The organism is Thalassospira sp. UBA4513, from assembly GCF_002388495.1.
GTDB classification, from domain to species: Bacteria; Pseudomonadota; Alphaproteobacteria; order Rhodospirillales; family Thalassospiraceae; genus Thalassospira; species Thalassospira tepidiphila.
Window position 1 is genome coordinate 1 of record NZ_DGMR01000041.1, and the last position, 17,597, is coordinate 17,597.

Here is a 17,597-nt window from a genome sequence, read left to right on the forward strand (position 1 = left end):
TGAAAGCTCACATCTAGCCCGGTTTCGCCCCGCGGTGGTGAAATCGGACCGCGTCGCCGTGATTCCGGCGGCTATTTACGTCACCTACACTCTGTGTGGCGATAAGGAATGGATAGCGCAAAATGTCCTGAAAGTCAAGAAAACTGCGGGGTGGAGCAGTTTCAAGCTTTCCCGAAAAATGTCGATCTGATCTGTATTGCAACGCGGGATCGGCAAGCTGCTGATGCGGCTTTGTAATTCGCCTTTGATCCCGCTTTGCGAAGGATCAGTTCTCGTATTTGACCGGCACGCTCGGGCTGCGCGCGATGAAGAACGGGTTGCGGAAATCGGCCTTGCCATAAACGAATCCTGATCCGTCCATATTCTCAACCACGCCGCCGGCAGCAAGCAGAACCGCATGGCCCGCCCCGATATCCCATTCCATGGTCGGGCCAAGGCGGGGATAAAGGTCGGCTTCACCGGCCGCGACCAGACAAAGCTTGAGCGAGCTTCCCGCCGGGCGCAGTTCCTTGACCGCAAGGTCGCCCAGAAAGGCCTTCATCGCCTCGGGATCGCCGTGCGATCGCGATCCGACAACGACAACGCCGTCCTCGGGCATGTCGCGCACCGAAATCGCGGTGATTTTGGGGGCAACGTCGCCTTCGATCAGTTTCGCACCATCCGGGCCACCGTAATAAAGCTTGTCGATTGCCGGGGCATAGACCACGCCCAGAACCGGTTTCCCTTTGGCAATCAGGGCCACATTGACCGTGAACTCGCCATTGCGTTTGATGAATTCCTTGGTGCCGTCCAGCGGATCCACCAGCCAGAAGAAATCGGTGTCGCCATTCACATCGGGCACATCGCCCTTGGCGGCACTTTCCTCGGACACGATTTTGATATCGGGAGTAAGCGCGCGAAGCCCTGGCAGGATCACGGCCTCTGCCGCTTCATCGGCCTCGGTCACCGGGCTGGCGTCATCCTTGGCCCGGATTTCGAAATCGGTCTGATAGATTGCCATCATCGCAGCACCTGCCTTGCGGGCAATTTCAATCAGTCCGTTTTCAAGGGCATCGGCATTGGCGGGCAGGGCAACGGTCATGGCACTCTCGTTTCTCGGGATAAAACTAACTATCCCACGGGAATAGGGAATTTTGCCCGTAACGTCCAGTCCGGCCTTATACCGCGTACGTGTTTTCAGCTTTGCGTGCCGAACCGTTCGTCCATGACGTCCTTAAGGGCTGCCATAATATCATCGCTGAGCTGATCAAGGGTGACGACGATGGCCGGTTTGGCCGGGGTCGGGCAGATGCCGGCCATGACCTCTTCGGCGCGCCACTGCATCATCACGCTTTCGGTCAGTTCAACCAGCGTGATCGCACTTGGGACATGGTCGCTCTGGATGCTGGCGGCAAAGCTTTGTGCCTCTTGGCGGGTGGCGAAGATCGGACAGTATTTCTCGCCGGTCGCGGTTGTTTGCAGCAACCAGCCATTATGATAAAGCGCCCAAACACCTTCCCATTCGGCGACTTCGTGAATGAAGTCGGCGTAGCGCGTGTCAATCTGTGTGCTGCTTGCCATCATCTTTAATCCTGTTGGTTCCAAAAGCCGTGCGGGCGGATATTCTTCGATAAAGCCCCACACGGGATAAACCGCTTTGCGCGCATATGTGGGGACGTGTGATCCATTGCAAGGCCTGCTTTACGTTTCAGGCGGGGCAGCGACCCTTCTTTTTTTGATGTTGCGATCAAGCCGATTGTCGCAGCTTGAAACGGTTGCGATAGCTCGCCGGTGGCGTTCCGGCGATATCGCGAAAGGCGATACGAAATGTCTCAAGCGATTGAAACCCGCATTGCTCGGCAATATCGACCAGCGCAAGGTCGGTTTCCTCAAGCAGTTTCATCGACCGGATAATACGTTCCCGGCGCAACCATTTCAGTGGCGACAGGCCGGTGCCATCGCGGAACCGGCGCAAGAAAGTGCGCTGGCTCAAACCCGATTGACGCGAAAGGTCATTGATTTCAATCGGCTGATCAAGGTTCTCCCGCGCCCAATCCAGAACGGCGGCAATCGATTTGCCGGGGCGTTCCTGAATAGGGGCCTCGACATATTGCGCCTGTCCGCCATCACGATGCGGCGGCATGACAAGCCGTCTGGCCACGGTATTGGTCACCTGCGCGCCATGGTCGGACCGGATGACATGCAGGCAGGCATCAATCCCCGCACTGCTGCCAGCAGAGGTAATGATGTTGTCGTGATCAACATAAAGCACATCATCGACAATTTCGGTTTCCGGGAACATCGCGCGGAATTTGTCGATATAGCGCCAGTGCGTCGTCGCCCGGCCATTTTGTAAGATCCCGGCATGGGCCAGAACAAACACCCCCGAACAGATCGTGACGATCCGGCATCCGCGTGCATGTGCCTTTAAAATGGCGTCGCGCAGTGCCGGTTCGGGCACCGCATCCGCGCCGCGCCAGCCCGGAATGATGATGGTGTCCGCCTCCTCCAAAAGTTCCATCCCGGCATCAACCGCGACAGAAAAGCCCCCCATGGCCCGAATATGCGGATCAACCCCGGCAATGGAGCACCGATACCACGGGAAATCAAACTCCGGTCGCGGCAGGGAAAAGATCTCAAGCGCGATGCCGAACTCAAAGGTGCAAAGCCCGTCATAGGCCAGAACAACCACATGATGATTGGGCACATGATGATTGGGCACATGATGATTGGGTTCGTGCGGCTGGGTGTCGGCTTGTTGGGCGCTTTGGGGCATCCGTCGTCACTTTGGCGAAAAATTACTGAATAATGGCATTTTGGTCACTTTTGCAAAATCGGGCAAGGCCTAATATCGGCGTCATCAATTTGATGGAGAACGAACATGACCAGCTACATTAACGAAGTCCCGCCAGCCCCGTCCCACATTGCGCGTGCGCATTTCGACGCCTTGTTGGCGTTTGAAACCGATTGCTGGGATACCCATGCATCGCTTCAGGCGGGTGCGGATGATTTCATTCTCCTCGATGTGCGCTCGCCGGCCCTTTATGAAAGCGGCCATATCGAAGGTGCCTTGAACCTGCCGCATGGCAAGATGACCGAACGCCGCATGGCAGAATATCCGACCGGCAAGACCTTTGTTGTTTATTGCGCAGGCCCGCATTGCAACGGCGCAAACAAGGCGGCCTGTCGTCTGTCGGCGCTTGGTCTTCCGGTCAAGCTGATGATCGGCGGCATCACCGGCTGGATCGACGAGGGCTTCAGCCTTGTGACCGGCAAGGATTGATGATGATGCCCCGCCGGTGATGACATCCGGCGGGGTATTTCCATTTTGCCGATGTACGAAAAGGTAAACCCGCGTGCCACACGACACTGTCATAAGGCCGGTTCACCCCGGCGATCTGGATGCGCTGATCAATCTGATCGCCGATCATGCGGCCTATGAACGCGCAAGTGTTGACCGGGAAAATCTCCGTTCCGCACTGCCAAAACGTATTTTTGGCGATGCTGCGCGGGCCCTTGTCCTCGTCGCCGATCGGGCGGGCGATTTGATCGGCTATCTGTCTGCCGCGCGCGAATTCTCGACATGGAACGCCGCGGACTATCTGCATATGGATTGTTTGTATCTGGCGCCAACGTGCCGCGGGGACGGGATCGGGGGCCTGCTGATGAAGGCTGCTGCGCGCTATGCCGCCGATCATGACCTTGGCTGGATGGAATGGCAAACACCCGATTGGAACACGGGGGCCATCCGGTTTTATGAACGCCTTGGCGCGGTGGCGAAATCAAAATTCCGCTTTTCTCTGGCGGTCAAAGACCTCTCAGCGGGCGAACCAGAACCCGCTTGCCTGGATATCGCGTGACGATATCCCGCGCGTGATAAACCGCTCGGCCCGCATATTGGCCGACCAGTGATCCATCGGAAGCCCTGCCTTGCGCTTAAGCTGTGCCAAAAAGTCCTTCGGCTCGGGCAACTGATCCCAAACCTGTGGCAGGAACAAGCCCCTGCGATTGCCATCAGACAAAATAATTCCGTCTTCGAACGGCGTCAGTTTGCCGATCAAATCGGCCTCGCTGTCAAACGGGAACGGCGCCGGTGGCGACAGCACTGAAATCGAAAGCTCCAGATCATCAGTGATCTCATCGCGGCCGAGCCCGGCAAAGCGCGGATCGCGGAACGCTGCCTTGAACGCGTTTTCGCACAGATCGGTGGCAAGCGGCGCATGGGCCATGATCGACCCGATACAGCCGCGCAACTGCCCGGCTTTCTTGAGCGTCACAAAACACGCCCCCGGTGCCGCAAGTGCCGGACCAAACTCATTGGGCGAAACCGAAAGCGGTGCCCCGGTCTCAAGCCCATGCAGGATCGATTGCCGACACAGGCCCAGCATCTCCGCCCCATGCGTCTTGATCAGATGTTCGGTCGCCTTGGTAAAATCATCCTCGCCGTCGCCCTGCATATTCGCAGCCTTCGCGTCATAAACCGCCCAGGCACCATAGCCGACAACGCGCGACTTATCGCCCGTGATATCGCCGGAATTGCGCATGCCAAGGGTCTTGATCTTCATGCCGCGATTGCGTGCCGCAATCAGCATACCCGCGACCGGAAGCGCGCCACAGGCATCGTTTGTATCAATATTCTCGGCATCGAAATTCTCGATCATGGCGCGGGTGCGGTTATCCATCTTTTTCGCGGTGTCATAATCATGAAAATGCGACAGATCCGATGAAATCACGATCAGGGTTTCCGGCCCACCCCAAAGCTTCTCGATCACCTCATGCACCTGACGCGGGCTGCACCGGCTGACCAGAAGCGGCACAATGCCGATGTCCGCACCCTCGCCAAACAGGCGCTGGATAAACGGCAATTCGATCTCAAGCCCATGCTCAAGCGTGTGTGCGTCGTCCAGCATCTGAACATGCGGCAACGCCAATGCCTTTTGCAGCGCCGGCAGGTCGCAGCGCAGATTGCCAAGTGGTGTGGCAAACTGATCGGCGCGCGCCAGCGCAATCCCCTGAAACGCCATGCGATGCGCCGGGCCAATGATCACAATGCGTTTGATGGTATCCTTCAGCGCCCGAACGGTGGCAAAGCCAAGCGCCGCAATCGCACCCGAAAACATCAATCCCGCATGCGGCACAATGATCGCCTTGGGCGGCGCATCCCCCGACACAGCATCCGAATGCAGGGCCGCATCCATCAACCCGTCAATCTCGCTGCGCAAGATATCGGCATCGGCCGGATAAAACGTCCCGGCAACAGCAGGCGGGCGGATGATGGTCATAGCCTTCCTTTGACGTACTTAAAAACCTTTTGAAGCAATGTTTCCGAGGTATGTCGAACACGCGGATTCAAGTTGGTCCAATCGTACCACGTATAGTGATACTCACCCTGATGGACGTGGAACTTATTGCCGCAGCTTGTACATTCGCATTTATAGTCCGCGGTCCAATTTAGGGCGTCTTCTAGTTTATCAGTGATAACAACAAAGCCTTTGTCAGCTTCTTTATTCGGGTTGAAAAACATGTTGTTAGGATAAAGTTCGCATTGGCAACCGGCAGCTTCTTTGATGAATCTTAATTTCTCCAGCGCGAAATTCAGGTGGTAAGAATTGGATAACAAACCAGGGCCACCATCTTTGAAAACGTGTTTTGTCTCTTTTCTTATCTTTTTCAAGTGTTCTGAAATTTTACGGAGCTCATCTTCGTCACGTAACTCCCTAATCGCGTTACTGGCCAACCAAACTTTTTTCGGGTCGCCGGAAAGGAAACTTCCTAAAATATCCAATGTTTTGGTCCGAAGTTATATGGTCATCGCATCAGGAGCTTTCTCTGCTATCTTTTGAAAAAGATAGCGATCAGGACTAGATTTTCAAAGAGGAAGCTTTGCATTGGGAAAAAGCTGATGACTGATCCCGCAATCAACACCGACACCGTGCCCGGACGTTACTGGCACCATCTCGATGATGGCCGCATTCAGTGCGATGTCTGCCCGCGCTTTTGCAAGTTAAAGGACGGGCAGCGGGGCTTGTGTTTTGTCCGGGCCCGGCAAGGCGATCAGATGGTGTTGACGACGTGGGGTCGATCCTCGGGCTTTTGCATTGATCCGATCGAGAAAAAGCCGCTCAATCACTTTTTGCCCGGCACCCCGATCCTGTCGTTTGGCACGGCGGGCTGTAATCTGACCTGCAAGTTCTGCCAGAATTACGAAATCTCCAAAGCGCGCGAGATGGACAAGCTTTCCTCGCTCGCCACCCCTGAAATGATCGCCAAAACCGCCAAGGCGCATGGCTGCTCGGCGGTGGCATTTACCTATAATGATCCGGTGATCTTCCTTGAATATGCCGTCGATGTCGCCATTGCCTGCCGCGAAATGGGCTTGCGCACCGTGGCGGTTACCGCGGGTTACATTGGCGACAAGGCGCGCGAGGAGTTCTTCCGCCACATGGATGCCGCCAATGTCGATCTGAAGGGGTTTACGGATCGCTTTTATCATCAGCTATGCTCGGCGCATCTGGGTGACGTTCTGGAAACGCTTACATATCTGCGCCACGAAACCGGGGTCTGGATGGAACTGACCAACCTTGTCATCCCGGGCGAGAATGATGGCGACGCGGAATTTCACGAAATGACGTCATGGGTGCATGATGAACTTGGCCCCGATGTGCCGATGCATTTTTCGGCCTTTCATCCCGACTGGAAAATGATGGATACGCCCCGCACCCCGCCGGAAACACTGGTGCGTGCGCGCAAGATCGCCATGGAAAACGGCATTCGTTATGCCTATGTCGGCAATGTTCATGACAAAACCCACAGCAGCACCTTTTGCCACGGCTGCGGGGACATCCTGATTGGCCGTGACTGGTATCAGCTTTCTGACTGGAACCTTGATGCGCAGGGGGCTTGCAAAAGCTGTGGTACACATTGTGCCGGTGTGTTTCAGGCCAAACCCGGAGCATGGGGCCCCAAACGCCAACCGGTCCGCTTGATGGCCGGCAACTAAGCAGTCAGAGCCAACAAGACTTCAGCCATAATTCCACAGGGAGAACGTCATGGAAATCAAACGCGCCGGATCGCAGGCCTCAACGGTCGGATCCCCGGAATATTTCACCGGACAGGTTCGCATCGAACCGATCATCAGTGCGACTGATCCTGCCCGTGTGGCCGCCGCCAATGTGACGTTCGAGCCGGGCGCACGCACCACATGGCATACCCATCCGCTGGGCCAGACCATTATCGTCACCGCCGGATTTGGCCGTGCGCAGCGCGCAGGCGGCCCGATTGAGGAAATCCGTCCCGGCGATATCGTCTGGTTTGAACCGGGTGAAAAACACTGGCACGGGGCCGGTCCCGAAACCGCGATGACCCATATCGCTATTCAGGAAAAGCTCAATGGCTCCCCGGTCGATTGGTTGGAGCCCGTGACGGATGCGGATTATCTCGGCCAATAAGTATGCGGGGTGATCGTTTTGGCTGGCATTTTTTACTGGCACTACGGCGTCACATCGCTAAATTGCCGCACAGTTTGACGTGGTTGGAAAGAAAGCACACGCAGTGGCCGGGATGAAAATTCGCAAAGCCCGTTTGGGCGATGTAGGGGCAATTTTTGCCATCCGAAGCCGCGTGCGTGAAAACCACCTTTCCGCCTCCGAACTGGCCGAACGCGGCATCACCAAGGCCGCCTTTGGCAAATGGTTGGAACAGGGATACGGCATCTGGCTTGCCGATCTCGATGGCTCTGCCGCGGGCTTCGCCATTGCCATCCCCAAGGAAGCAACACTGTGGGCGCTGTTTGTCGATCCGGAATTTGAAGGCCGCGGGGTGGGGGCGGCATTGCTGCGCACCGCCGAAGACTGGCTGTTTGCCAAGGGATGTAATGACATCTCGCTTACCACCGGGGCCAATCCGGAAAACCGCGCGCACGGCTTTTATGAAAGCCACGGCTGGCACTCCACCGGCGATATCGAAAACGACGAAGTCGAATACATCAAATCCAACCCGTCGCTTTCACTGTTTGATTTTGGCTAGGTCGCCTTGCTTTACCGCACCGGAATGCCGCGCGTTTTCTTTTGGCTTGGTCCCAGCAACACCGGCGCATAACCCATCAAAAACGCCAGCCATCCGCCAAGCCACATCAGGGTGGCAATTGCCAGAACCGTGACGTAATGCGCGTCGCTTTGGCCCGCCAAAATCCGAAATACAGTGGAAAACCAGATCAAGCCAAAGGCTGTATTCAGCATCACGCTTGCCCGCACTTCACGCCCGGTATGCCCAAGGGCGGCCCGTCCGGCAATGGCAATGATCATGCAACTCATCGCTCCGCCGGTAAGCGCATGCAGGGCATCGCGGCTGCTCATAACATCAGGCCAAAGGATCGCAACACCCAGCAGGAAAAGCCCGGCAGGCACCCAGAAATAACCAAGATGCAACATGATCACGATGGGTTCGCGCCAGCTATGCACACCGCGCCATCGCACCAAACGAATGGCATGGCTAGTTCCGGCAAACAGCAACACAGAACCGGCAATCACGCCCCCCGGATCAAGGATTACGGCAACGATGCCAAGCGCAATGCTTGCCAGACACACCATGTCAAACCGCCCGAACATGGCAGGCATGGGCGCGCTGATTTGTTCGCGCTGCATCCAGTTGCGTGTAAAGGCCGGGATGACCCGCCCGCCAATCAACCCGATCAGCAATATGATCGTCAAAATCGCGGTTTGATACAGCAGGACCGGATCAAGGGCGATAACATCAAGGCAGGATGCGACAAACAATCCGTCAAACAGTGCGATCACGGAAATGACCGCCAAAACCCGCATATTGCGGTAATTGCGGGCGGCAACCAGTTCCCGCACACCAAGGGCAAGCAGGAAGACGAAATAAACCAGCGCCCCGGCAATCGTCAAAGCCGGGTCAAGAGTCTCGCTAAATCCAATCGCCAACCGTCCGATCAGCCAGCTTGCGGTTAACGCCATTAACATGACCCCGGAAATCGGTGGGCGACTTGTCCAGTTGGCAATCGCGGTCAGCAAGAATCCCCCGATGGCCGCCCCGCCAAATCCGAAAATCATTTCATGGGCATGCCACCATGACCCTGTTCCCAGACTGGGTGTCGCAATGCCATGCACAAAGCCCGCCACCCACCAGACGACAGCCACGATGGCCAGCACCCCGGCCAGCAGGAAAAGCGGGCGAAAAGCCCCGGTCCAGAACGGATGTGTGGCCCTGTGTGGTTCGGTAATCGAAATCGGCGCGGTTCTGCCAGCCATGACATACCTCCAGAATGTTGGAATGCGTCATAGTAGCGATCAAACGTAATCGCGCCTTGATGTTGCGCAATTCGTCGGTAGGGCGTTTTGTCGGGCTGGTGTTGCCTTTGCGTGAAATCCCGCACCTTTTTGAACGATAAGCCTTTTCAACCGCGTTTAACGCGCTAGATTAGGAGCATCAATTTCTTTGCAGTTGCTTGATCAAGGACTGCGCCCCGAAACATGACAGGAGTCCTGTTCACCATGAAGATCACGTTTTCCGATCTCGCCATTCCGAAAACCGGTGCCGTTATCGCCTTTGCGACCGAGGGTGCCGATCTGATGCCCAGTGCCGTCGCACTTGATGAGGCAACCGGGGGTGCGATCACCAAGGCGATCAAGGCGTCGACCTTCAAGGGCAAATCCGGCCAAAGCCTTCAGGTTCTGGCGCCGGCCAATGTCGATCTGTCGCGCGTGATCATTTTCGGGATCGGCAAGGAAGCCGAATTTGACGTGATTGCTGCCCAGAAACTTGGTGGCTCCGTCACCGCCCGTGCGCTTTCCACCGGCGAGAAAGAGCTTTCCGTTCTGTTTGATATGGAAAACCTCGCCTGTGATTTCGCAACCGGTGCGATGCTGCGCGATTATCGTTTCGATAAATACCGCACCACCGAGACCAAGGAAGACAAGCCGGTCCTCAAGGCGTTTGATATCGCCACCCGCGATCACAAGGACGCCAAGAAACAGTTTGAGTCTGCCAAAAAGGTCGTCGAAGGCGTGTTCTTCACCCGCGATCTGGTGTCTGAGCCGGCCAACATTCTTTATCCGGAAAGCTTCGCCAAGGAAGTCTCTGCCCTTGAAAAACTGGGTGTCGAGATTGACGTCCTTGACGAAAAGGAAATGAAGAAGCTCGGCATGGGCGCGCTTTTGGGTGTTGCCATGGGCTCTGCCCGCAAACCGGCCATGGTCGTCATGCGCTGGAACGGCGGCAAGAAAAAGGACGCGCCGATTGCCTTCGTGGGCAAGGGGGTGACCTTTGATACCGGCGGTATTTCGATCAAACCGGCTGCCGGCATGGAAGACATGAAATGGGATATGGGCGGTGCCGGTGTGGTTTCCGGCCTGATGAAGGCATTGGCTGGGCGTAAGGCGAAATGCAACGTGGTTGCGGTGCTTGGCCTTGTTGAAAACATGCCGTCCTCAACAGCGCAGCGTCCGGGCGACGTTGTGACCTCGATGTCGGGTCAGACGATCGAAGTCATCAATACCGACGCCGAAGGCCGTCTGGTTCTGTGTGATGCGCTGACCTATGTGCAGGAAAAATACGATCCGCGTCTGATTGTTGACCTTGCGACCCTGACGGGCGCTGTCATCATCGCTCTTGGTCATGAAAATGCCGGTCTGTTTTCCAACAATGATGATCTCGCCACCCAGATCACCACAGCCGGTCTTTCGGTTGATGAAGGTGTCTGGCGTCTGCCGCTGTCACCGGCCTATGACAAGCAGCTTAAATCCGACATTGCCGATATGAAAAACGTCGGCGGCCGTCCGGCGGGCTCAATCACGGCGGCCCAGTTCCTCAAGCGCTTTATCACCAAGGATCGCCCGTGGGCGCATCTTGATATCGCGGCCATGGCCTGGTCGACATCGGACAAGGAAGTCGTGCCAAAAGGCGGCACCGGCTTTGGCGTGCGTCTTCTTGATCGCTTTGTTGCCGATAACTACGAGTCCTGATTTCCGGAACGCATAACTGAATAAAAGACGGGGCAGGGTGATGATCATCTTGCCCCGTTTTTGCTTTCGCGATACTCAATTGGCTATGGCTGATATCTGGTTCTACCATCTCACCAGCATGCCGCTGGAACGGGCCTTGCCCACGCTGCTCTCCAAAACGCTGGAGCGCGAAAAGCGTGCCGTGGTGATGACGGGTGTCGAAGAACGGGTCGAGGCGATCAATACCCTGCTTTGGACCTATGACGCCGCAAGCTGGTTGCCCCATGGATCCAAATCCGACGGCGATGCGCAAATGCAACCGGTATGGCTGACGGCCGAGGATGAAAATCCCAACAACGCCCAGTTCCTGTTTCTGACCGACCGCGCCATGAGCGACAAGGTCGGCGATTATGAACGCGTCATCATGCTGTTTGATGATCGCGATCATGATGCGGTTTCTGAAGCCCGCACGCGCTGGAAAGACTGGAAAGACGCCGGACACAAGCTGTCCTACTGGCAGCAAACCCCACAAGGCGCGTGGGAGAAAAAGGCCGAAAGCTGAGTGCTTCCGGCCTTTGTTGTTTCACGGTTCTGTTCAGATTTCCTTGATCAATAACACCCAGTTCTGACCACGATTTTCCCAACCTTCCTTGACCATCGGACGTTGGGCGCAGGCCACAAAGCCTTGGCGTTGGTAAAGGCGAATGGCGTCGGGATTGCCATCCGATGCAATCAGGCTGACGGTCTTTTTACCGGCATGCCGGGCATTGGCCTCGGCCCGTGCCAGCAATGCCGATCCAATCCCCTGATCGCGGTGGGCCGGAAAAACGGCAAGAACATTGATGTACCAGCTTCCCGGTGCCAGACTTTCAAGCTCAAGGATCGGCACGAATATCGCCGGGATATCTGCCGGGTCAAACGGCTCTGGCTGATCGGGTTGGGCATAATCGACAAGTGCCGCAACGGTTTCACCATGACGGACGGCAAGGGTGGTGTTGCGATATGAAAAGCCGCCTTCATCACGTTGTGCGCGTCTGCGACCGACATCAAATGCCGTCTCGCTGCCTTCTGCCATGTCCTGCCACAAATAGACCGGCAAACCGTCACCGGCGATATTGATCAGCTGGGCCATCGCATCGGAATCCGATTTGGTCGCCCTGACAAAGCTCGTGACTTGTCGCGGGTGGCTCAGATGGGCGGCACCCTTACGTGCCGCCCGTTCCAGTACGGGTTCTGCAATCATTGCTCGTATCCTGTTTTTTTGGGTTTTCGTGTTTGGTTCTTAGGCGCGTGCGGCCAAAAGGCGGGGCAGGGCATGTTTGGTCATCGCCGCAACATGGCGGTGGTCTGTGCCGCAACAACCGCCAATCACCGCCAGATTGGGCAACAGATCAACCAGATCGTGATAAAGCTGCCCCAGTTCTTCCGGATCGCCATCATCAAGATGCGTGCTGGCATCAAGTTCGGCGTGGCTTTGGCGCGATGCGTTGGCCCGCACACCACAAATGCGCGTTTTCCACTCGCCGCTTTCTTCCAGTCGGTCGCGGAAATGATCCGGGTGGGCACAGTTGATCATGTAATAGGCCGGGTAGGCATGCGTTTCGGCATCAACCATGGCAATCGCATCACGGATCGTCTCGCCGCTGGGCAGGTTGCCATCGGTTTCAACCGTGAACGAAATGACGCAAGGAATATCAACATCCCGGCAGGCAAGGGCGATGCCGATGGCTTCCTCGGGATAGTTGATGGTCACGACCGACGCCATATCGACACCCGCCTTGGCAAAGGTCACGATCTGCGGCGCGTGATAGGCGCGCGCCTGATTGATCGTCATCCGGTCCGATGGCACATATCCGTCACCGCGCGGTCCGATATTGCCGCTGATCAGGCAGGGTGTGGCATCCGAATGATAACGATCGCGAAGCTCCGCCATCACGGCGATGGCCTTGCGGTTGATATCGGCCAGGTCATCCTCGTCATAGCCGATCCGGGCCCCCCAGTCGCGATTGGCGCGCCATGTCGGGCTTTCAAGGATAAATCCGGCTTGGGCCTGTTTGGCCAGATCAAGATAACGTTCGTAATAGGCGGTGATACGCGCGCAGCCCGCATCCGTTTTCAAAAGGTCAAAGGATGCAAAATGCGGAAGCTCAATCCCGTCATGAAAGATCAGGGTGGTTTCAAGACCACCATCGGTGATGAATTTTACCTTTCCGTGGTGCGGAAGGGGCAGATTGCCTGTGCTCATGGGTCCAAATTTCAGTTTTGGGTTTCAAAATTTCTACCGCGGGGGTATGTAATCGCGGATCGGAAATCTCGCCCTGATTGAGTTTTGCATCTAGTAGGCACACGGTCAGGTTTTTCAGATTTTCAAAAACATATTCAAAACAGATACTTATGGGTTGTCCGGTGTTTTTCGGCGCGGCCATGGCGGCCTTTGACGACGAAAAACTGTACCGGCGGTAGGGTAAGCGAGGGTTGAGATGGAAAAACTGACAATCGCCGACACATTCGGTGGCCCCAAACGCAAGGGCGAACGCACGCGCGAATGCATTCTGGAAATCGCATCGCAGTCGATTTTGGAAAAGGGGTTCGGTGCGACCTCGATCGAGGAAATCATTTGCGAAGCCGGTCTGACCAAAAGCGGGTTTTTCTATCATTTCTCCGACAAGAACGAACTCGCCCGCGCGCTTTTGCAACGCTATATCGAACAGGATGACGAAATCCTTGATCAGGTGATTGATCGCGCCCGCGAACTGGTCGACGATCCGCTGCATCAATTGCTGGCAGCCCTTAAAATGCTGGCCGAGGTGCTTGAAGATCTGCCCAACGGTCATCCGGGCTGCATCGTTGCGGTTTATTGCTATCAGGAACGGTTGTTTGACAAGGAAGTTCGCGATCTCAACCGGCATGCGGTCCTGGCCTGGCGCACCCGGTTCCGCGCGATCCTTGATGATATCGCGGGCCAGTATCAAACGACTGAACCGGTCGACCTCGAACAAGTCGCCGACATGATTTCAACCGTGCTCGAAGGCGGGATCGTGATGTCAAAGGCACTCAATGAACCCCGCAAACTCGCCGATCAGGTCATGCTGCTGCGCAGTTTTTTAAAGCTGCTTTTCACCCAGTGATAGAGTGTTCAATAGTAAGGCGTGGGGAAAAAGCAGAAAGCTGATTACGCTGATTTCGTGTGGTATCAAGGCGGCGAGGTCTTGCCGAGGAACTGCCGGAACAGAATTTCAACTAACGCCTTCGTCACGTCGGCTTGCGACAATTTGCCCGCAGCTAATTCATTGATCGCCGGAAAACTGTCTGCGGACAGTTTATAAAGATCCTTCTGAATGGCTGAGGCCCGCACCGGCCAATCAGGGTCAATTTTTGCTAGCGCCAATAGCATTGCGCGGGCCATCTCGTCGGTATTGCCGCCTTTTATGGCGTCCTGAACTTGCGCAAGTTGTTTGGCTTCCGATACGGCAACGTCAAGTGTCGCCAGAAGGTCTGCCAATTCCTTTGCCTGTGTCTGAATGTCGGCAACCGGATAGTTCTGTTCGATGTCACGCAACGGCGCAACAGCATCTGATGTGGCGAAACTTCCCAGATAGGACATGGCACCGCCCAGTTGCCAGCTTTCCCATTTCTTCCACGCGCCGGCCTTTAAATCAGCAATCAGCGGGGCGGCGATGGTGCCGCCATATTTGCGAAATAGCTGATCAATGGCCTTTGCAGCGGGGCGTCTGGTGACGCGGGCTGCTTCGCGCTTGGCAAGGCTTGCGATATCTTTCAGGGCTTGTTGATAGTCGCTTTCTGCGCTCATCGGGGCGCTCCCATTTCATGTGCAATGATATCAGGCATCAACCGCAGTCCACCATTGGCCATACCGCGCATTGCCAAATGCCGTTTGGCCATCATATGGGCTGCGGACCTCGTTGGTGCCGCAGTGAATTTCGCCAAGCATCGTATGATAATCGACCCAATCGTCGATAAAGACGCAAGTTGGACCATTAACGATGGCTGCAAGCTTTTGCTGTAAATCGCGTTCAAACAGATCGTACCCGTGATTGACGTTGTCTGTCAGATCGACAATCCAAGGGCCATATGGCTTGGGAATCATCAAGCGCGTGTTGCCAACAAACATGTTGGGCATGTCGCCGGTCAATGCGCCGCATTGGAAACCGCCATCAACCCCCGGATAGATGTTGAACCCGTCATCATCATCCAGTGCTGTGGGATCTAGCATGTCCAGAAGCGCATAGGGTTCGTCGATGTAATCTTCTGGATAGAAAATGACCGGGACCTTGATGATATCATCATCGGCCAGATCGAACGCCATTTTTAATCGGTCAATATTCTGCGCAATAACGGCCTCTACGCCATGGATATTCCAGTTGCGCAGTTGTTCATAGGTGTAGGATGCACCGGTTTCCGGATGATCCAATGGCGCATTACCGTTGCCAAGAAAGGTATTGATGGTTGCGCCAACTGGCGTGCCGTCAATCTCAAGATCCGTATAATCAAACTGATTGTTCCCGCCGTTCCAAGCCGGGCGTTTAAGCATGTTTGCCGCCCCATGTGCACCCTGGGCGGCTGTCAGCAGACGGTATGCCTCGGCTGGGCTTGCGACGAGTAGCTTCCATTTCTTGAATGGATCGGCCGGGTTCGGATCTGGCACAAAGGTCATCATTTCATCAACATGGCCGACATAAAGCCAATCAGTATCAAGAACGATGGGCGCTTGCATGTTTTGTGCAGCCATGAAGTCGCGGCTGCTTCGGTCTACCTGATGCTCCTGGTTATGCCCGTAATAGATCCGTCCAAACCGATAACTGGTCGTCCCGGCAAGGGTGGTCTTTTTGACCGGCGGTGTCACGGCAATATTGCCACCCGAATTTCCCGACACAATATCGTCAGTGCTTCCGGCCGCCGGGTAGAACACGCCGACATCGGCACTCAGGAGACTTTCGAAAACCCAGTTCTGCAATGCACCCCAACGGTGGGTTTTCATGAAAGCGTTCTTCGACAGCGCGGCATTATTGTTTCCCGGCCAGCTGCTGTAACCCGCAACCACAGTGTCGCGCATCCATCGGTCATCGCCAGCCGGCTCGGGTGCGGTCTGACCCGCCGGGGCGTAATCGTCCCAGACATTGCCGTTAAGATACGGGATATCGATTTCCTGTGCATTTTCCGGATCGCCGGGTGTAACCGTGATCGCCGGATTATCAGCACCGGCGGCATTACCAAGCGCGGCTCTGAACAGTTGATTGTCTGATCCGTCATCATTGGTTGCAATGGCAACGTAAAGATCACTAACGGTTTGCAAATGATGATTGCCGATCCACCGAGCAACCATAAGTCTATCTGCATACCAATAGGTGGTGGTGTCCGGTCCAGTGACTTCGGGCTGAATAACGCTGAGGACAAGGCCACATTCACCGTTGGCAAAGTTGCGCCCGGCAAAGCGCACGGCTTCGATTGCATAGATTTTGCTCGCTCCGACATCAGCCGTGGTCGGGCGGGCGAAGCTGTCGGTTTCAGGGCCGATCATCTCGTCGCTGTCTTGCAGCATACCATCAAAGATCCGGATATGCTTCTCAGGTTCGTCATCGGCCAAAGTTTCGCGTATGACCTTAAGCTTAAGCTCCCACGCTGCGGGCACGCCGACTACAGGACCGGCAATGGTGCGGCGTATCTCAATCCGGCCCGTCCCGCTCGCAAGATCATTGTTGCCATTGACCTTATCGTCCTGATTGTCGGCATAACCGGCGGTGATTGTATTGTCATCACGGTTACAATTGACCGGGATAATGGCACCTTGACCATGCACGCCAAAAGTGATTGCGGGTGGCGTGAATTGATTAATGATGCCCGCCCCGTCAACGGCACCGTCGCGATTGCGATCCGTGTGAAGAGTGTAGTAAATGACGGTGAGATCCTTGGCATTTAGTCCGTCGCCATTGACCACAATATTCTGTTCGTCAATCGGCACAAACCCGGCACCATTGACCCGTAAACGCCAGGTTCCGTTGTCGATGGTGAACTCATGGGATTCGGCCACGCCGGGCGTCAGGGTCATGTTGTGCGTTTGCTGTGGCTGATTGTCGCAGGTCAATGATACCCGCACCTCATCAAACGGATAAGCGCCAGCAGGGGCGGTTAGCTGTAGAGTATATTGTGCCATAACGTCCTCAGCTGTTGATCGGTTCGGGGGATGTGTCAGCGCCCAAAACACTGGCAAGTGAAAGCCTTGCTTGCAGGGCGTTGTTCAGGATTGCGACACGGTCATCAATGGTGCCCAGGGCCTTATCTTTCAGGATTGCGCTTGCCCAAGCTTGGCTGGTGACGTTTGCGCCACCCGTGAATTGCACCGTGGCATAATCAACGATCCCATCCGGTGTTTTAACGCCAAGCTTGATTGCGGATTCCCCGGCGGTGTCGCAGGCCACTTTCAGACTATCTGCATCAAAGTCGGAAATAGCTTCTGGATGGTTTACCTGCATATATCCGGGCAAGGATGCAATGACCTCTTGTAAGGACATGACGGGCTTCGGCTTAGGACCTGGTTTCGGAGCAGGTTGCGGCCGAGGCTCGGGCTTTGGCTGGGGTGTAAGGTCAGGGGCAGGTTTGGGCTGTTGTGGTTTTTCAAGTTGTCCGACAGCCTGAGAT

The 17,597-nt window shown here is 55.7% G+C and carries 19 protein-coding genes and 1 pseudogene; 9 read left to right on the plus strand and 11 right to left on the minus strand.

The window, feature by feature from the left end; genetic code table 11:
* The coding region (locus B2T33_RS19995; protein ID WP_286793000.1) for a hypothetical protein at positions 1–190 on the plus strand (190 nt) is incomplete at its 5' end.
* Positions 191–265: 75 nt separating this feature from the next.
* Here the strand turns inward: B2T33_RS19995 and cysQ are convergent.
* From cysQ to ftrA, 3 genes are all read right to left on the minus strand, one after another.
* A complete protein-coding gene (gene cysQ / locus B2T33_RS20000; protein ID WP_286793002.1) occupies positions 266–1,081 on the minus strand; it encodes a 3'(2'),5'-bisphosphate nucleotidase CysQ in 816 nt (271 codons plus the stop codon).
* A gap of 95 nt (positions 1,082–1,176) precedes the next feature.
* Positions 1,177–1,560, minus strand: a complete 384-nt coding sequence (locus B2T33_RS20005; RefSeq protein ID WP_286793004.1) for a DUF2750 domain-containing protein — start codon at positions 1,558–1,560, stop codon at positions 1,177–1,179.
* A 166-nt stretch (positions 1,561–1,726) separates the two neighbouring features.
* Positions 1,727–2,755 (minus strand): transcriptional regulator FtrA, encoded by a 1,029-nt coding sequence (gene ftrA, locus B2T33_RS20010; RefSeq protein WP_286793006.1) that lies wholly within the window; start codon positions 2,753–2,755, stop codon positions 1,727–1,729.
* A 105-nt stretch (positions 2,756–2,860) separates the two neighbouring features.
* Here ftrA and B2T33_RS20015 point away from each other — a divergent pair, with 105 nt between their 5' ends.
* Positions 2,861–3,262: a rhodanese-like domain-containing protein gene (locus B2T33_RS20015; RefSeq protein WP_063087068.1), complete on the plus strand. Its 402-nt coding sequence runs from the start codon at positions 2,861–2,863 to the stop codon at positions 3,260–3,262.
* Positions 3,263–3,335: 73 nt separating this feature from the next.
* Positions 3,336–3,839: a GNAT family N-acetyltransferase gene (locus B2T33_RS20020; RefSeq protein ID WP_286793011.1), complete on the plus strand. Its 504-nt coding sequence runs from the start codon at positions 3,336–3,338 to the stop codon at positions 3,837–3,839.
* Here B2T33_RS20020 and amrB read toward each other — a convergent pair.
* Together amrB and B2T33_RS20030 are read right to left on the minus strand one after the other, a co-directional pair.
* Entirely contained in the window at positions 3,798–5,261 is a 1,464-nt protein-coding gene (gene amrB / locus B2T33_RS20025; protein ID WP_286793015.1) for an AmmeMemoRadiSam system protein B, read from the minus strand. The two genes, B2T33_RS20020 and amrB, sit on opposite strands and share 42 nt — an antisense overlap.
* Positions 5,258–5,764 (minus strand): hypothetical protein, encoded by a 507-nt coding sequence (locus B2T33_RS20030; RefSeq protein ID WP_064780535.1) that lies wholly within the window; start codon positions 5,762–5,764, stop codon positions 5,258–5,260. Before B2T33_RS20030 ends, amrB begins: the two co-directional genes overlap by 4 nt.
* A gap of 117 nt (positions 5,765–5,881) precedes the next feature.
* Between B2T33_RS20030 and amrS the strand changes: the two genes are divergently transcribed.
* The 3 genes from amrS to B2T33_RS20045 all read left to right on the plus strand — a co-directional run bounded on the left by amrS (position 5,882) and on the right by B2T33_RS20045 (position 8,004).
* Positions 5,882–6,979 (plus strand): AmmeMemoRadiSam system radical SAM enzyme, encoded by a 1,098-nt coding sequence (amrS, locus tag B2T33_RS20035; protein ID WP_197145312.1) that lies wholly within the window; start codon positions 5,882–5,884, stop codon positions 6,977–6,979.
* A 49-nt stretch (positions 6,980–7,028) separates the two neighbouring features.
* Positions 7,029–7,427 carry a (R)-mandelonitrile lyase gene (locus B2T33_RS20040; protein ID WP_197145311.1) on the plus strand — a complete coding sequence of 133 codons (399 nt, stop codon included), beginning with the start codon at positions 7,029–7,031 and terminating at the stop codon, positions 7,425–7,427.
* Between the two features lie 112 nt (positions 7,428–7,539).
* Positions 7,540–8,004 (plus strand): GNAT family N-acetyltransferase, encoded by a 465-nt coding sequence (locus B2T33_RS20045; RefSeq protein ID WP_197145310.1) that lies wholly within the window; start codon positions 7,540–7,542, stop codon positions 8,002–8,004.
* 11 nt (positions 8,005–8,015) lie between these two features.
* Here the strand turns inward: B2T33_RS20045 and B2T33_RS20050 are convergent, their stop codons facing one another.
* Entirely contained in the window at positions 8,016–9,248 is a 1,233-nt protein-coding gene (locus B2T33_RS20050; protein WP_286793017.1) for an NnrS family protein, read from the minus strand.
* Positions 9,249–9,491: 243 nt separating this feature from the next.
* On the opposite strand from B2T33_RS20050, the gene B2T33_RS20055 reads away from it, so the two are divergent.
* Both B2T33_RS20055 and B2T33_RS20060 read left to right on the plus strand, forming a co-directional pair.
* Positions 9,492–10,961 carry a leucyl aminopeptidase gene (locus B2T33_RS20055; RefSeq protein WP_197145308.1) on the plus strand — a complete coding sequence of 490 codons (1,470 nt, stop codon included), beginning with the start codon at positions 9,492–9,494 and terminating at the stop codon, positions 10,959–10,961.
* 85 nt (positions 10,962–11,046) lie between these two features.
* The gene (locus B2T33_RS20060) at positions 11,047–11,502 is read left to right on the plus strand and encodes a DNA polymerase III subunit chi (protein WP_286793018.1); all 456 of its coding nucleotides are present in this window, start codon (positions 11,047–11,049) and stop codon (positions 11,500–11,502) included.
* Positions 11,503–11,535: 33 nt separating this feature from the next.
* On the opposite strand, the gene B2T33_RS20065 is transcribed toward B2T33_RS20060, so the two are convergent.
* Both B2T33_RS20065 and B2T33_RS20070 read right to left on the minus strand, forming a co-directional pair.
* Positions 11,536–12,183 carry a GNAT family N-acetyltransferase gene (locus B2T33_RS20065; RefSeq protein ID WP_286793021.1) on the minus strand — a complete coding sequence of 216 codons (648 nt, stop codon included), beginning with the start codon at positions 12,181–12,183 and terminating at the stop codon, positions 11,536–11,538.
* 39 nt (positions 12,184–12,222) lie between these two features.
* Positions 12,223–13,185, minus strand: coding sequence for a homocysteine S-methyltransferase family protein (locus B2T33_RS20070; RefSeq protein ID WP_286793023.1), 963 nt, complete (start codon positions 13,183–13,185; stop codon positions 12,223–12,225).
* A 235-nt stretch (positions 13,186–13,420) separates the two neighbouring features.
* Between B2T33_RS20070 and B2T33_RS20075 the strand changes: the two genes are divergently transcribed.
* A complete protein-coding gene (locus B2T33_RS20075; protein ID WP_286793024.1) occupies positions 13,421–14,068 on the plus strand; it encodes a TetR/AcrR family transcriptional regulator in 648 nt (215 codons plus the stop codon).
* A 65-nt stretch (positions 14,069–14,133) separates the two neighbouring features.
* On the opposite strand, the gene B2T33_RS20080 is transcribed toward B2T33_RS20075, so the two are convergent.
* The 3 genes and pseudogenes from B2T33_RS20080 to B2T33_RS20090 form a co-directional block, all read right to left on the minus strand.
* The gene (locus tag B2T33_RS20080; protein WP_063087080.1) at positions 14,134–14,751 is read right to left on the minus strand and encodes a hypothetical protein; all 618 of its coding nucleotides are present in this window, start codon (positions 14,749–14,751) and stop codon (positions 14,134–14,136) included.
* A gap of 30 nt (positions 14,752–14,781) precedes the next feature.
* Positions 14,782–17,112 carry a protein-arginine deiminase family protein gene (locus B2T33_RS20085; RefSeq protein WP_286793026.1) on the minus strand — a complete coding sequence of 777 codons (2,331 nt, stop codon included), beginning with the start codon at positions 17,110–17,112 and terminating at the stop codon, positions 14,782–14,784.
* A 7-nt stretch (positions 17,113–17,119) separates the two neighbouring features.
* A pseudogene (locus B2T33_RS20090) lies at positions 17,120–17,597 on the minus strand (hypothetical protein); the annotation flags it as partial.